The sequence below is a fragment of the Streptomyces sp. NPDC052042 genome (genome assembly GCF_044548345.1).
Lineage (GTDB): Bacteria > Actinomycetota > Actinomycetes > Streptomycetales > Streptomycetaceae > Streptomyces.
This window is the reverse complement of sequence record NZ_JBIUBU010000005.1, coordinates 280,723-295,576: the sequence shown is the minus strand read 5'-3', so window position 1 is coordinate 295,576 and position 14,854 is coordinate 280,723. Positions and strand designations below refer to the sequence as shown.

At 69.4% G+C, this 14,854-nt stretch carries 12 protein-coding genes and 1 pseudogene; 3 read left to right on the top strand and 10 right to left on the bottom strand.

All coding sequences use genetic code 11. The features are described from left to right. Positions 1-334: 334 nt before the first annotated feature. The 10 genes and pseudogenes from ssuE to ACIHCL_RS12490 all read right to left on the bottom strand — a co-directional run bounded on the left by ssuE (position 335) and on the right by ACIHCL_RS12490 (position 11,564). On the bottom strand, positions 335-868 hold the full coding sequence (gene ssuE / locus ACIHCL_RS12535) for an NADPH-dependent FMN reductase (protein WP_399860566.1): 534 nt from the start codon (positions 866-868) through the stop codon (positions 335-337). A gap of 135 nt (positions 869-1,003) precedes the next feature. Then, positions 1,004-1,396, bottom strand: a pseudogene (locus ACIHCL_RS12530) (DAK2 domain-containing protein); the annotation flags it as partial. Between the two features lie 232 nt (positions 1,397-1,628). Then, positions 1,629-2,396: an IclR family transcriptional regulator gene (locus ACIHCL_RS12525; RefSeq protein WP_399860399.1), complete on the bottom strand. Its 768-nt coding sequence runs from the start codon at positions 2,394-2,396 to the stop codon at positions 1,629-1,631. Between the two features lie 415 nt (positions 2,397-2,811). After that, on the bottom strand, positions 2,812-4,227 hold the full coding sequence (locus ACIHCL_RS12520) for a helix-turn-helix domain-containing protein (protein WP_399860396.1): 1,416 nt from the start codon (positions 4,225-4,227) through the stop codon (positions 2,812-2,814). 60 nt (positions 4,228-4,287) lie between these two features. Continuing rightward, entirely contained in the window at positions 4,288-4,929 is a 642-nt protein-coding gene (gene phzG / locus ACIHCL_RS12515) for a phenazine biosynthesis FMN-dependent oxidase PhzG (RefSeq protein WP_399860393.1), read from the bottom strand. A gap of 55 nt (positions 4,930-4,984) precedes the next feature. After that, positions 4,985-5,710: a maleylpyruvate isomerase family mycothiol-dependent enzyme gene (locus ACIHCL_RS12510; protein ID WP_399860391.1), complete on the bottom strand. Its 726-nt coding sequence runs from the start codon at positions 5,708-5,710 to the stop codon at positions 4,985-4,987. A 4-nt stretch (positions 5,711-5,714) separates the two neighbouring features. After that, a complete protein-coding gene (locus ACIHCL_RS12505; RefSeq protein ID WP_399860390.1) occupies positions 5,715-7,943 on the bottom strand; it encodes an FAD/NAD(P)-binding protein in 2,229 nt (742 codons plus the stop codon). A 48-nt stretch (positions 7,944-7,991) separates the two neighbouring features. Then, positions 7,992-10,004, bottom strand: coding sequence for an aminotransferase class V-fold PLP-dependent enzyme (locus ACIHCL_RS12500; RefSeq protein ID WP_399860387.1), 2,013 nt, complete (start codon positions 10,002-10,004; stop codon positions 7,992-7,994). Further along, a complete protein-coding gene (locus ACIHCL_RS12495; RefSeq protein WP_399860386.1) occupies positions 10,001-10,651 on the bottom strand; it encodes a thymidylate kinase in 651 nt (216 codons plus the stop codon). The genes ACIHCL_RS12500 and ACIHCL_RS12495 overlap by 4 nt, the downstream gene beginning before the upstream one ends. A gap of 52 nt (positions 10,652-10,703) precedes the next feature. Continuing rightward, the gene (locus ACIHCL_RS12490; RefSeq protein WP_399860384.1) at positions 10,704-11,564 is read right to left on the bottom strand and encodes an isocitrate lyase/phosphoenolpyruvate mutase family protein; all 861 of its coding nucleotides are present in this window, start codon (positions 11,562-11,564) and stop codon (positions 10,704-10,706) included. A gap of 160 nt (positions 11,565-11,724) precedes the next feature. Between ACIHCL_RS12490 and ACIHCL_RS12485 the strand changes: the two genes are divergently transcribed. The 3 genes from ACIHCL_RS12485 to argC are packed head-to-tail and all read left to right on the top strand — an operon-like array spanning position 11,725 to position 14,854. Then, positions 11,725-12,675 carry a hydroxyacid dehydrogenase gene (locus tag ACIHCL_RS12485; RefSeq protein ID WP_399860381.1) on the top strand — a complete coding sequence of 317 codons (951 nt, stop codon included), beginning with the start codon at positions 11,725-11,727 and terminating at the stop codon, positions 12,673-12,675. Between the two features lie 26 nt (positions 12,676-12,701). Then, complete coding sequence (locus ACIHCL_RS12480) at positions 12,702-13,760, top strand: zinc-binding dehydrogenase (RefSeq protein WP_399860377.1); 1,059 nt, start codon at positions 12,702-12,704, stop codon at positions 13,758-13,760. After that, on the top strand, positions 13,757-14,854 hold the full coding sequence (gene argC / locus ACIHCL_RS12475; protein WP_399860374.1) for an N-acetyl-gamma-glutamyl-phosphate reductase: 1,098 nt from the start codon (positions 13,757-13,759) through the stop codon (positions 14,852-14,854). Before ACIHCL_RS12480 ends, argC begins: the two co-directional genes overlap by 4 nt.

Sequence of the window (14,854 nt, the reverse complement as noted above, 5' to 3'; positions counted from 1 at the left end):
CCAACTGCTTCCGGCGCACGGTCTTGACCTGACGTCGGACGTGCACGGCCTCCTTCTCGAAGTCGATGTCCTCCACCGCCAGACCAACCGCCTCCCCTTGCCGGAGGCCGAGGCCCGCGCCGCTCTCGACGAGGACCGATAACGTTCCCTCAGATCGCCCCGGACGGACAGCACGCGTTCGCGTCCGGGCGGCCATGCCTCGTGCCCGGACAGCGTGGGGATCACAGGCCGGACGGCGCACCCGAATATCTGACAGAGCAGGTGCGGGCCAGATGCGGGCGCGGACGGCGGGCGCGGCGGCTCCGGACCCTTGTCCCGCGCCGGGGCCACCATGTCATGCGGCCGTGATCAACGCCTTGCGGAACTGCTCGATGACGCTGTCCAGCAGGTCGGTGTTCTCCTGGGGCATGCGCAGGCTGCCATTGCTGCGGCTGAGATAGCGGTCGAGCAGGAAGTAGCTCTGCACGGTGTGCCGTGCGCCGAGTGCCTGGACGACGGGGCGCAGCGCGTAGTCCACGGCGAGCACGTGCGCGGAGCTGCCGCCGGTGGCCAGCGGAAGCACCGCCTTGCCCACGAAACCGCACTGCGGCAGCATGTCGAGGAAGACCTTGAGGAGTCCGGAGAAGCTCGCCTTGTAGACCGGGGTGGCCAGCACGATGCCGTCCGCGCGAGACACCTCTTCCATGGCCCGCCCCACGACGGGGTCGGAGCTGTCTGCGCCGAGCAGCGCCGCGGGGGGCAGGGTGCGTACCCGTAAATGCTCGACCTGCCACTCGGCTTCGGCCAGTTGCGCCGCCACGTGCTCACCCACAGCCTCCGTCCCTGAGTTCGGCGACGGGCTGGCGGACACGACCAGTATTCGGGACACGGCTGCTCCAGGTATTCCAGAGGGGGTGGGCAGGGACCGCCTGCGGGTACAGTCCTCGATCGTGAAGCCCGCGGCAGGCAGCGGCGCGTTGTGCCTCGGCAAACACGGCCTCGTCCAGGCGTCGGCCAGCGCTTCGAGTCCGGTGACCACCGCCACCGCGCCCGGGTCAGGATGGCCGAGTGCCCGCTCTCCGAGGTGACTCGCACGTCCCTTTCGTGGGAGGAGGCCGACGGTGTCGTCCGCGCCTTCGAGGGCTTCTCCGGCGGCTTCCTTCGGCGCATTGATGAGCTTCTTCACCACTGTCCTCTCGCAGCGCGCCTGGAGAACTGAGAGCGGGCCGTGAACGACAGCACTGCCTGTCTCAGATGCTGAACGGTGTTCCCCACTGCCGAACACGAGGGAAGACAGTAGCCGTTCGAACACAGTCCGCGTCAAGACGGTGTACGCGTGGTGGCTGGACCGTTCAGGGTTCTCAGGAGGCTCACTGAGGTGTGTCCGCAACGGCGTCGCCAAGAGCTGTCCCGTCATCCGCGGTGGACCGGCGCGCGGCGTCGGATGCGGTGCATCACAAGGCGGAGGGGCGTCCGGCATCCGCATACTGGATGCATGTGGACGTCACCTGATGCGGCACCAGCGTGATCGCGGCGTCGGAGCCGTCCTGAACAGGTCCGTCCGCACGTCGATGGGGCTGAGCCCTGACTGTTCCCGCAGGCCGGCGACCGGCTCGATCAGTGCGGGACGACCTTCAGGCCTCGGAGGTTCACGCCAGACCGCTCACGCGGGTGGCCCCCATGTCGCGCGACAGTCTGCGCGCGACCTCGCGGACCGCAATGGCGCATTCCTGGTGATGCGCGTCGGCGAGCAGCCTCTCCATGGGACCCACGACGCCGATCGCCCCCACGACCTCGCCCGAACGTCCACGCACCGGCGCGGCCACTTCGGCGTCTCCGATCGTCAGTTCGTTGACCTCGGTCGCATAGCCCTTCTGCCGGACCTGCGCCAACTGGTGCTCCAGCTCGACCGGATCCGTCACGCTGCTCCCGGTCGACGCGGTCAGCTCGCCGCCCAGGAGTTCCTTGAGCCGCTCGGGCAGGGCGAAGGCCACGACGGCCTTGCCGAGGGCGGTGGCGTTCCATGGGAGTGTCGCACCGGACTCCAGCAACTGCGCGACACCGCCCGGCCTGAAGGCGTGGTGCAGTACCAGCACCTCGCCCTGGGCCAGGGTGCCCACCCACACGGCCTCACCGACCCGGGCGGCCAGCAGGTCGGCCCAAGTCACCGAGCGGTTCCGCAACTCGTGTGCGTCCAGGTACGCGTTGCCCAGCACCACCAGCAGCGGTCCCAGACGGTACTTCCCGGAGTCCGCGTCCTGGATCACCGCGCCCTCCGCCTCCAGCGTCCTCAACAGGGCGTGGGCGGTCGGCTTGGCCACGGAGAGCCGGTCGGCGAGTTCGGTGACGCCGAGGCTCGGAGTGCCCGCCATCAACTCCCGCAACAGGCGCATTGCGCGCCGAACAGACTGAACCATTGCTCGCCCTCTGTCCCATGGTTCGTCATTGCCGAACAGGCTGTGAGTCGGGACTGTAGCCGTTGGCGGTGAACGCCACCGGGTTCCACTGATATCGACCTGATGTCGTCCCCGGACCTTCCCGCGACTCCACCAGACCTTCGCCAGAATGTCATCAGTTCTTGCCAAGTATTGCCACTCGCGGTCACGTCCGATTAGCTTAGGCCTGCTCCCGCAGTGCAGTCAGGCCGCATCACGCCTTACGGAGGGATCACTCCTCATGAGCAGGATCGCAGTTGGCCCGTTATCCCTGGCCCTGTTCACGTCGCTCGTCCCCATAGGAACCGCAGGCACCCCGGATAGGAGGACTCCGACGGGGCAGGTCTCGGCATCCGGAAGATCCAGCGACGACATCGACTGGCCGTGACCCCACGGCTCACAGGTCGGTGACCGGGGCTCCTGGCTCGCTCTCGCTCTCCGCGGGCCCGGAGCTTGCGGGCACGCCGGCCGGGGCCGACTGCGCGGGCCTCCCGGTCCGGTACAGAAGGCTCTCCGCGACCGTGCGCCACACCTCGGCCGCAAGCTGCGGCATTCCGGCCTGCTCCGCTTCGGCGACGAGGTGCTCCAGGCGACGGCGGGCCTCCTGATCCCCGGTCCGCAGGTCGAGAACCCCGCGCAGCGCCCTGAAGCGGATCTGGTCACGCGGGAGGAGCAGTTGGAAGCCCTCCTCGACCTGCTCCGTGAGAGCGGCGGCACGCTCGTCGTCACCCTGGTCGAAGGCCAGCTTGGCCTGGAGGAAAACCAACTCCTGCCAATGCCTCAAGGAGCCGGTGACCCGGAGCACAGGCTCGACCTCGGTCAGGAAGGACTCCGCCTCCGTGAGACGCGGAGGCATGGCCTGCATGGAGAGTGACGCGGCGGCGAGCCTCAGCCGAATCCACAGCAGCAGGTTCTGCCTGCTGTCGATGGCGTCCATCGCCGCATGCAGGTGGACGAGGGCACGGTCATGGCTGCCCTGACGGCTGCTGACGGTGGCCGCGGTCCAGAACACCTCCGCCGCCAGCGAGCCTTCGGTCGAATCCAGCATGTCGCGGGCGTCGTCGGCCAAGCGGGCCGCTTCGCCGAGGTCCCCGAGTTCAGCCTCCGCCGAGGCCAGGACCAGCTTGCCGAGCACCAGATCGGTGGCGGACACCCGAACACCGTGCTGCTCGTTGAAGGCCAGTATCTCCCGCACGGCGTGGCGGGCCGCCACCGCGTCGCCGAGATTACGGGCACAGCGCGCCAGCCGCAGTCGGGCCCGGACCTGGAGTACGGGGCGGCCCAGTTCGTCGCTCAGCACCTTCAGTTCGGTCAGCGCCTCACGTTGGCCGGTGAAGTCGCCCAATGCCTCGTAGGCCCGGGCAAGCAGGGCGAGGGCGTGCCAGCGGATGACAGGGTCGGTGTCATCGGCCGCTTCCAGGGCTTCGGCCAGGGCCGATACGCACGTCCTGTCCATCTCGCCCTCGGAGCGGGTCGCGACCGTGGCCATCGCCTCGGTCAGGAAATCCTCGGACTGCGCCTCGAAGCTTCCCACCGTGACACCGAGGCGCTCGGCCAGATATGCCACCGCGCGTTCCGTGGGGGGGCGCTGTCCGGACTCCAGCCGTGACAAGTAGGCGGCAGACATGCCCTCGCCTGTCAACTCGGCCTGCGATTTTCCCTGTTGTTTCCGCAGGTCGCGCAGACGCTGACCGAACCCTGGCTGTGTGAACAACTCCACCTCTTCGTGAAGTACGTGCGCAGATTCACCGGTGGGAGCGCGGGGCGGACCTCCGGGAGTCGGGTGACCGAGGTGTACCCGTCTCCGATTCATCGTACAAGAGCCGTGGCAAGATCCGACCTGACGAAGTCAAGCCGGATCCTGCCACGGCTGTCACGGCTGAAGTCTTCGGTGGGTCCAGGCAGCGACATCCGAATCCCGGTCGTAGCGCAGACGCCGGTGCAGGCGGTCGGGGCTGCCGTACCAGAACTCGATACCCTGCGGCACCAGTCGGTAGCCGGTCCACTCCTCGGGGCGGGACACCGGGCCGCCCGCCCCGACCAGGTGCTGTGCCCTGGCTCTGAGGCCGTCCTCGTCCTGCAGGGTGCGGCTCTGCTCGGAGACCGCCGTGGTCGCCTGAGCGGCGAGAGGGCGCCGGGCGAACAGCTCGTCCGACTCCTCGGCGCTCAGGGTCTCCACCGGCCCCTCCACGGTGAGCTGCTGGAGCGTCTCACGCCAGTAGAAGGTCAGCGATGCCCAGGGCGCGACGGCGAGGTCCCGCCCCTTGCGGCTGCCCCGGAAGCTGGTGAACACCAGGCCGCGTCGATCGGTTTCCTTGACCAGCAGCACCCGGCCCGACACCCGGCCCGAACCGTCCGACGTGGCAAGGACGGCGGCGTGGGGTTCCCGGACTCCGCGTTCCACGGCCGATTCCAGCCAAGATCTCAGCAGCGAGTACGGGTCCTGGGGGGGCATGTCGAACTCGGGCAGCACCAGGCTGGTGTCACCGCTGAGCGTCTGCGCCGGCGTCGGCATACAGGTCGTCTCCTTGCGTCGGCTTGTCGGTCGGGGTCGGGGTGGAGCGGTCCGGTCAGGGCCAGGGGCCCAGCTCCGGCAGCGGGGTGTCAGGGGCTCGGGTCCCGGGCTCCTGGGCGGTCCGGCGTCCGGCGAGCCAGGCGGCCAGGGAGTTCTGGGTGCCGTGGACGGTGAGCGTTGTACCTGTGCCGTGTTCCCAGCGGCGGCCGGTGTCGGCAGCGAGCAGCACGGTGGTGCGGTCGGCGGGGAGCCGGGGCAGCAGGAAGTCGATGACGTGCCGTCCGAGGGAGTCGCTCCAGTCCTCGGGGCGGTAGCCGATGTCGAGGTCGGCGTAATGGATGTGCACCTCACGCCACCAGCACATCTGGGTCGCCAGGAGGTCGGAGTCCCGGTAGGCGCAGGGCAGGCTCCAGTCCGTCTCCTTGAGATCGGCCCAGGCCTGTTCCAGCCCGGTCAGGCCCTCTTCCAGAGCCTCCCGAAGCGCCGCAGCCGACCGTGGCGCGCCCTCCTCGATGGCGGAGTCCCGTCCGGGGCGGCCGCCGTCGTAGACCTCGATCCGGCGGCCCTCGGAGGCGTAGTGGGCCTGCCGGGCGAATGCGCGGGCCAGATCGCCGAGGTGTGTGAGCACGTGCCCCCGACTCCAGCTGGGCAGCCCGGTCTGCTCGCGTGCCGCCGCGTCGCCCATGTCGGCGACGTCCTCCAGCAGCCGGGTGTGTGTGCGCGTGATCTCCTCGACTCGCGTGCGCAGTTCAGCAGTCGCAGTGGCTGGTGTGCTCGACAAACCCTCACGCTCCTCTGCCGGCGGGCGCGCCGACCGCCGCGTCCGCCATCGCCTCCTGCGCCCAGAACTCACGTATCCAGCGCAGGATATCTTGCATGACGTGATGGTTCTGTTGGGGGCGCAGTGCGCCCAGTTGAAAGAACATCACGCCCTCGCTGGGGGGACCGAGGAACGTGAGCCGCTGGTCCACCTCGCCGTCGGCGCCTATCGGGTGGAAGTTCTCGGTGAGGTCGAGGCCGCCCGGCGCGAAGTCCGTCCCGTCGGCCGCGGGGTTGCGCCATTTGCGGACGAGGCCGCGTCGCAGCAGATTGGGGTAGAGCGGCAGGATGTCGTTCTCGGCGTCGAAGGGGTGGACCCGGGAGTCCACCAGGATGTCGACGGGCAGCACGGCGCCGGTGGCGGGGCCGCGCACCACGAAGCGCCCGTCCTGTTCCTGTGGTGCGACGTCCGCGCCGGGGCCGGCGGAGACGTCGACGAGGCCGCACCGGATCAGGGCGCGGATTCGTTCCATGACCTCGAGGGCGGCACCGTTGCAGAGCCTGTTGTGGTGGCGCATGAAGACGTCGAGGAAGTCGCGGTGCGAATCGGCGTGCAGTCCGCCGAAGTCGACCGCGGTGGCGAGGACGTCGCGCAGGTCCCGCCAGACGCCGTCGGCTGCTGCCTTCGCCGGGTTGGACAGGTTGTCCTGGGCGGCCCAGCGGTGGTCGAGGTCGAGGAAGTCGAGCATCGCCACCCGGTACTTCTCGGGTGTGGTGAACATGTCGCGGCCGATCGGGCGGATCAACCGCTCCCAGGAGAACCGTTGGGCGGCGACGCTCTTCGGGTGCCTCCACGGGGACTTCGAGGAAGTCACGGCATCGGCCAGTTCCGTGGGGTTCTCGATGTGTGCGGCGACGGCGGCGGCCTGCTCCGTGCCGAGGACCACGTCCAGGAAGCGGCGCACCAGCGATTCGGCGTCGCCGTCCCGCTTCCTGGCCGCGGCGAGTTCCGTCTTGCCGGAGAGGACGGAGTCGACCGTCTCCGCGGCCTCGTCGACGAGGGCCTCCAGAGGTGCCAGCAGGCGATCGACGGAGGTGTCGGACGTGTCGCCGCGGCCGCCGTCGGCAAGGAATGCCTCGTACCCGGGCCGCGCTGCGGCCTCAAGCCTGCGGCCGAAGCCGGAGCCCAGCAGGGTCGTGTAGTAGAGGTACGCCATTTCCAGCAGGATCACGGGGAAGATGTGATCGCGGAAGTCGAGTTGGCGCTGCTCGAAGCCGCCGATGGTGACGGGTGTGCCTGCGGCACGGCGCAGCCGGTGCACCGCGTCCTCGGTGAGGAAGACACCCCGGTGCTCCAGTTCCCGGGGGTTGCGTTCCTTGGCGTTGTAGGGGCGGGCGAAGGTGAAGAGACCGGCGCGGCTGAACATGACGATCGAGTCGGGCTCGCGGCCGGAGGCCCGGTATTCAAGGGTGCCGTCGGGCTGCGGCTCGAAGACCCCTCCGCGGCCTTCGGACAGGTGCAGGATGACGTCGATCCCGGTGAGTCCCATGCCGATGCATCCCACTGTGCTGCCGGGGCCGGACCGGTCCGGATCGAATGCTTCCTCCAGCGGATAGGCGGAGGGGACGAAGACGGCCGGACGGCTCGCGGCAAAGCGCGCCCATGCGGCCTGCCTCGGATAGCGGGCCGGGTCGTTGGAGGAATGGCCCGTCAGCATGAGGACCTGGTCGGCGTCGAGGACGCGTTCCCCGTCGCCGTCGACGACGCCGAGCCGGCCGTCCGGCAGTTCCTCCAGGTCGGCGACCTCGGCGTGGTGCAGGTGGACCTCCACGCCGGGGACGTCCCGCAGCATGCGGACGTAGCGCTGGAACTGGTCGGCGAGCGCCAGCCCGTGGACGTAGCGCTTCGGCCAGTCCTCTGCGGCCAGGTCGAAGACCGGGTCCCTGGTTCTCTCGTACTCGGTTCGGCACCATTCGAGCAGGGTGGGCCGGTCCTGCTGGGGCAGCAGGGGGCCGGCGCCGACCACGGTCTCGTCGGCGGCGAAGGCCACCTGGCCGACGATGCGGTTGAGGTAGCTGGTGACCGGCTGGCCGGTGCTGTGCACCTGTCCGGCGCCGAACTGCCCGGAGCGGTCGAAGATGTGGATGCCGAGCGGCACCGGCCGGGCCGCCGCCGTCGCCGTCGCGGCGAGCCGCTCCAGAACATAGGTGCAGCTGGGACCGGCACCGACGACAGCGAGTCGGTGGGAATCCATGGGGTGGGCCTCCTTGCTCGGTGGTGGGCACGTTCGGGTCCACTTCGGTCAGGCGCTCCGACCCGCGTGCTTGGCGACGACGCGGTCGTACGCGGCGAGGAAGCCGGAGATGTCGTCGCTGTCGAGGCGCCCCATGTTGGCGACCCGGAAGACGCGGGTCAGCTGTTCCTGGGTGGAGTAGATGACATAGCCCTCTGCCTTGAGACCGTCGTGCAGGTCCTCGTACGTCATGCCGTCGGGGACGTACACGTTCGTCACGGAGTTCGCTCGATCCTCGGCCGGCAGCAGGAAGCGGGCTCCGCGTTCCGCGAGACCGTCGCGGATCTGCGCGGCGAGCGCGGCGTAGCGGGCCCCGCGTCCTTCGGTACCTTCGTCGAGTGCCAGGTCCAGGGCCTTGTCCAGTGCGTTCATGACCTGCAGGGCCGGTGTGAACAGGGGGGCCCGCACACGGTCCTGGGAGCGGAAGTGGCCGTGGAGGTCGAGGTAGAAGGTGCGTGTCGGGATGTTCTCCAGCGCCTCCAATCGGTGCCGCGGGGCGGTCACGAAGCTGACGCCGGGCAGGCCCTCCAGGCACTTGTTGGCAGTGCCGACGCACCAGTCGATGTGATCGGCCCGCAGATCGAGCCGTTCCGAACCGAGGCTGCTGATGGCGTCGACGACGAGTTGCCGGCCGTGCTCGGCGACGACGGCCCCGATCTCCCGCAGCGGGTTGAGCATGCCGGTGCTGGTCTCGTGGTGGACGAGGCCGACATGGGTGATGCCCGGGTCCTCGGCGAGGGCGCGGTCGACGGCGGCCGGGTCGATCGGGTTGCACCAGCCGAACTCCATCCGGTGGTGCGGTATGCCGTGCACGTCGACGATGCGCCACAGCCGTTCGCCGTAGTTGCCATTGTCGAGGATCAGGATGCGGCCGTCGGCGGGGACGACGGAGGAGAAGGCGGCTTCCAGGGCGGCCGTGCCTGAACCCGCGAACAGCACGGAGGTGAAGGTGTCGTCGCCGCCGCTGATGCGGGTGGCCTTCTCCCTCACCCGGGTCATCAGCGCCGCGGCCTCCGGCTCGCGGTGGCACTGGTCGGGCGTGGTCATGGCGGCGCGCACGTCGTCGTGGACGTTGACCGGGCCCGGGTTGAGCAGCACCAGGCGGTTGGTGTCGGGCGAGGGCGTCGTGGCGGACACTCCGGAGACCTCCTCGGAAGCGAGACGGCGGAAAGAAGGGAAGGGCTGATCGGAAGGTCTGGCGATCAGGGTGTGCGGTACTTCTGCGGGCCAGTCGGGCATCGGCGCGAACAGATGACGCAGCGATGTGGCGTCGCGGTCTCCGCGAGTGATCACGCACTCGGCTCCGCGCCGGGCGTGCGCCGTCATCGCGTCGACCTTGCCGCGCATGGCCCCGCTGGTGTCCCAGGGGGCGCTCTCCCACACCAGGGCGTGGGCGGCTGACGGATCGTCGGGGTTCACCTGGGGCAGTACGGGGCTGTCCGGGGCGGAGCCGGTCAGGATGCCGGGGACATCGGTCAGCGTCACGATCCGTACGGGAGCCAGGTCCTCGTCGATGATCATGCCGGGTACGTGGTCGCTGCCGTAGATCCGCAGTCTGGGGCCGGTGCTGAGGATGCAGTCGCCGGACAACACCGGCAGTACGCCCTCGGCCAGGAGCCCGCGGATGAGGCCGAGGTCGGCGACGGGCCCCTCCGGGCGGTCCCAGCACATCGCCGCGACCTGGAGGGGCATGGCCCGGAGGCCGGCTTCGCGGAAGGCGGTGGCCCAGGCCCATTTGACGGCGAAGGTCGCGCGGGTCAGCTCCAGGCCCGCGAACCCGTCGGCGGCGTCCAGGTCGCGGACCGCTCCGTGTCCCAGGGCGCCGCCGCCGGCCACGAACACCGTGCGGCCGGGAAAGGCACGTGCCAGGTCCGCGACGAGCGTCGCGTAGTGCTGGACGGCTGCGGTGTCGAGGTGGTCGGTCGTGCGCTTGTCGGAGACGAGGCTGCCGCCGACCTTGACAACGAGGGTGCGGGGTTCTCCCGGCCGTACGGCGGGCCGGGCCGGTGTCGGCGCAGTCACCGTTCCGCCGCCGGCACGGACCCGGAGATCCCTGACACGACCTGGCGCACCACAGCGTCCAGAGGCGCGTCGGCGTCGATGATCCGCCAGCCGAACTGCTCGGCCCAGTCGTCGAGCACCTCCTGGATGCGGCTCTGGTGCGACACGAAGCTGTCCCGCGTGCAGTCCGGGTCCATCCCGCACTCGTACGGGACGACGTCCTTCCCCGCCTTCCGTTCCCAGGCCCGCTTCGGCTCCAGACGCAGGTAGAGGGCCTGCCCGGACTCGGGAAGAGCGGCGACGACGCTCTCGGCCCAGGTGCGGTCCAGTCCGTAGGCGATCTCGCTCGCGGCGTGCTTCATCCAGTAGCCGTCCAGCAGCGTGATGGTGCCTTCCTGGGCCGTCGGTGGCACGCGGCCCAGGAGTGCGTGGGAGATGGACCACATCAGGAAGAGAAACCGGGTGGTGCCGGGCATCTCCGCGACGCAGAGCCTGGTGTCCGGAACGTCGGGCTTGATGAAACGGGTCGCCGGGTAGGCCGGGTTGTCGACGATGTCCCAGCGGTCCACCCGTTCGATGCGGACGCCGTCGGCGGACAGTCGCTCGGTGGCGAGGTGGGACACGGTCGACTTTCCGGCCCCGTCGGGCCCCACCAGTGAGATGATCATGTGGCCCTGCCCTCTTGAGTGCGGGTCGGTGGGTCGCACGCGCGCGGGGAGTTCACGCGTCGAGCTTCTGCCAGTCGGCCATCCGCTGAAGGTCGAAGATGTCCCGGACCGAGGCGATCTCCGGTTCGAGCGCCATGGTGTCGCCGGCCTCGTAGATGGCCCGGTAGGTCTTGCGCAGGGTGGTCAGCGTGGCGCGCATGCCGTGGTTGGCGTAGATGACCACGGAGACACCGCCCTCGCGCACCTCGTCGATGTGCCAGTCGGGGTAGGTGGTGGGCACGATGACCACCGGTACGCGACCGTCCCATCGGTCCAGGAAGGCGACTATCTCGTCCTTGGTCGGCTTCTTCGAGTGGACGAGCACGGCGTCGGCTCCTGCGTCGGCGTAGGCCTGGCAGCGGCTGACGGCCTCGTCCATTCCCATGCCCGCGATCAGGGCTTCGGTACGGGCAATGACGTAGAAGTCCTCCGTCGACTGGACCGCCTTGGCCGTGCGGATCTTGCCCGCGAAGGCCGTCGTGGGCAGGAGTGCCTGTCTGCCGTCCGCGAAGCTGTTGAGCTTGGGGAAGGTCTTGTCCTCCATGCACACCGCGGTGATACCGGCGGCCTCGAACTCGTGGACCATGTGCGCCACGTTGTAGTTGCCGCCGTACCCGGTGTCGCAGTCGACGACGACAGGGATGTCGAGAGCCTTCTGGAGGTTCGAGGCCGCGTCGAGGAACTCCGTCATGGTGAGGATGCTCGCGTCGGGGAGGCAGCGCGCGGCGGAGACCTCGAAGCTCGACGACCACACGGCCTGGAATCCGGCCTCCTGCGCCAGAACGCCGCTCAGCGCGTGGTGGGCGCCCGCCACCCGGACCACGTCGTGCCTACCGAGGACAGTGCGGAATGAGGGGTAAGTGCGCTTGAGCATCGACAGCCTTTCCCGGATGGCAGTACTTGACCAAGCATGACTACCCAACTCCCTTGAGGAGGTGGGCCATTGATTCAGAAACTAACCTCGCCTTGCCCGACAGGTCAACTAGAATGTAAACGCCTTGCCAATATTGGCAATAGCCTGCACCATCGCTTGCATGGCTAACCGAGCACGCGTCGTCGTACTGGACCCGGTGTCCCCCGACGCCCTGGCGGACCTGGAGCGCGACCATGAGGTCGTGGTGCGGTTACGGCCCTCCCACGAGGAACTCCTCTCCCTGGCCGTGGATGCCGAGGCGCTCGTGGTGCGCAGCGGTGTGCGGATCACCGGTGACGTGATCCGTTCCGGACGACGGCTGCGGGTGGTGGCAAGGGCGGGGTCGGGCACGGACAACATCGACCTGTCTGCTTGCCGCGCGTCCGGCGTTCAGGTGTTCAACCTCCCGGGCGTCTCCGCGCCCGCGGTGGCCGAGCTGGCCCTCGGCCTCGTACTCGCCGTGACCCGCAACATCTCCCTCGCCGACCGGCAGGTGCGCGCCGGGCGGTGGAACAAGCCCCAGTTGGCGGGACCGGAGCTGGAGAACCGGGTCCTGGGCGTCGTCGGCTTCGGCCCGGTCGGCTCGCACATCGGGCGCTTCGGCCGGGCGCTCGGCATGCGAGTCCTCACAACGGTCGCCCAGCCCTCCCCCGAGCGGGACGAGGAGCTGCGTCGCAGCGGTGTCCAGCGGCTTCCCCTCGGCGATCTGCTGCGCAGCTCCGACGTGGTCTGTCTCGCGGTGCCGCTCTCGGAACGGACCAGGCACCTCATCGGCGCGGCGGAGCTGGCGCTCATGCCCGCGGGCTCCTACCTCGTCAATGTGTCCCGGGGCGGCGTGGTGGACGAGGATGCTCTGCTGCACGCGCTGACCGACGGCACGCTCGCCGGTGCCGCCCTGGACGTGCATGCGCGGGAGTCCGGCGTCCCGGCGCTGGCGGATCTCGACAATGTGGTGCTCACTCCGCACATCGGCGCCACCACGACCGACGCCCAACTCAGGCTCGGCCGACTGCTGGCCGCGGAGCTGCGGACCGTCCTGGCCGGCGGCCAGGCGAAGAACAGGGTGTGCTGATCATGCGGGGAACATCGCCCGGGACCATGAACGCCGCCGTCCTGACTGACCGTCGGAGCATCGTCCACCGCGGCATCGACGCCCCGGAGGCGGCTCCGGGCCGGCTCCTCGTACGCGTGTCCGTGACCGGGATCTGCGGCTCCGATCTGGCTGCCTACCGCGGTACTCACCCCTACAAGACCGCACCCGCCGTGCTGGGACACGAGTTCTCCGGGGTCGTCGAGAGCGTCGGTGCCGGTGTGACCGGCTTCGCACCGGGCGAGCTGGTGTGCTCGGCGGCCTTCTCGCACTGCGACGCCTGTCCCGAGTGCGAACGCGGCGCCCCGCATCTGTGCACCGCGAAGCTGAACCTCAGCCATCTGGGCTGGACCGGCTCCTTCGCCGAACTGATCTCGCTGCGACCCAATATGACGCACCGGCTGCCCGGCGGCTTGCACCCCGTCGCCGGCGCGCTCGTGGAGCCGCTCTCGATCGGCCTGCACGCGGTACGGCTGGTCGGACCCGGTACGGGCCGCAAGGCTCTCGTCCTCGGCTCCGGGACGATTGGCCTGAGCTGCCTCATCGCCGCCCGGCAGCTCCACTACGACACGGTGGTCTGCGTGGACGTCGGACCGGACAAGGGTGAACTCGTCCGCCGGCTCGGCGCCGACGGTTACGTCGACGCCCTCGACGGGGCCCCTCGGCGTGACGCGCTGGCGGCCCTGGGCGGCTCGGCGGACGTCGTGGTGATCGCCGCCGGCTACCCGGACGTCACCGATCAGGCCCTGCACGCGGTGCGGCCAGGAGGCGACATCGTGGTCGTGAGCTACTTCGAGGGCCGCCCCCGGGTCGACCTCAACACCCTCGTCGGGCACGAGGTGACCGTGCACGGCTCGGCCCTGTCCACCCCCCGGGACTTCGCCGACGTCATCGGTCTTCTCTCGGCCGGCACGCTCGACGTATTTCCCATGATCACCCATCACCTGCCGCTCGCCGACGCGGATGCGGCGCTGCGTCTGATGGACCGTTCCGACGTCTCCACCGGCAAGATCATGCTTCATGTGTCCACCGATCCAGGCGAGTTCGCGAACGAAGGGAAGAAATGAGCAACGGCATTCGGACGGCGGTCATCGGCGCGACCGGTTACACCGGCGGAGAGTTGTGCCGCCTGCTGCTCGGCCACCCCGCGGTGACCGAAATCCTGCCGACCTCCCGCAGCGCGGAGTCGTTCGAGCGGGTCCATCCCAACCTGCTCGGTTCCGGACTGCGCTTCCACGACGTGGATGAGGTCACCGCGGCGGCCGGCGACATGGACGTGACGTTCCTGTGCACCCCATCGGGCGAGGCCATGCACCGGGCCCCCGGACTGCTGAGGGCCGGCACGCGTGTGATCGACCTCAGCGCCGACTTCCGGTTCACCGACCCGGTGGCGTACGAACAGACCTACGGCGCGCCGCACAGTGCTCCCGAGCTGCTGCCCGAGGCGGTGTACGGGGTCACCGAGTTCAACCGGAAGGCGCTGCCCGCGGCCCGGCTGGTCGCCAACCCGGGGTGCTATGTGATCACAGGACTGCTCGCACTCGAACCGCTGCTGTCCTCGGGGCTCGCGGACCCCGCCGCGCCGCTGCACATCTCCGCGGTCAACGGGACAACCGGCGCCGGGGTCAAGCCCCGTACCGAGATCCTGCATGCGGAGGCGTTCGGGGCCATGCTGCCCTACAGCCTCCAGGGTCACCGACACGCCCCTGAACTGGAGGACCGGCTGGCCGAGTTCACCGACGGGCCGGTCACCGTCGACCTCAGCACCGCGCACGGCCCTTTCGCCCGCGGCATTCACCTCCAGGCGAGCGTCCGGATACGGGAGGATCTCCGCTCCGGTCTGTCCCGCGCGCGGCTCCTCGGTCATTACACGGACCGTTACGGGGCCGGTGCGGAAGGCGAGTTCTTCGTCCGGATCAACACGCAGGACCAGCTCGGCGGCCTCACGGACAAGGACTACCGCAGGTATCCGAATCCCACCGGGGTGACGGGCTCCAACTTCTGCCACATCGGCGTGGACTACGACGCCCGGCGCGGTGTGGCCAAGGTGGTCTCCGTCACCGACAACCTGGTCAAGGGCGCTGCCGGTTCCGCCCTTCAGAACATGAACGTCATGCTCGGCCTCGACGAGACCGCCGGCCTGCGCGGCTACGGCCTCTGA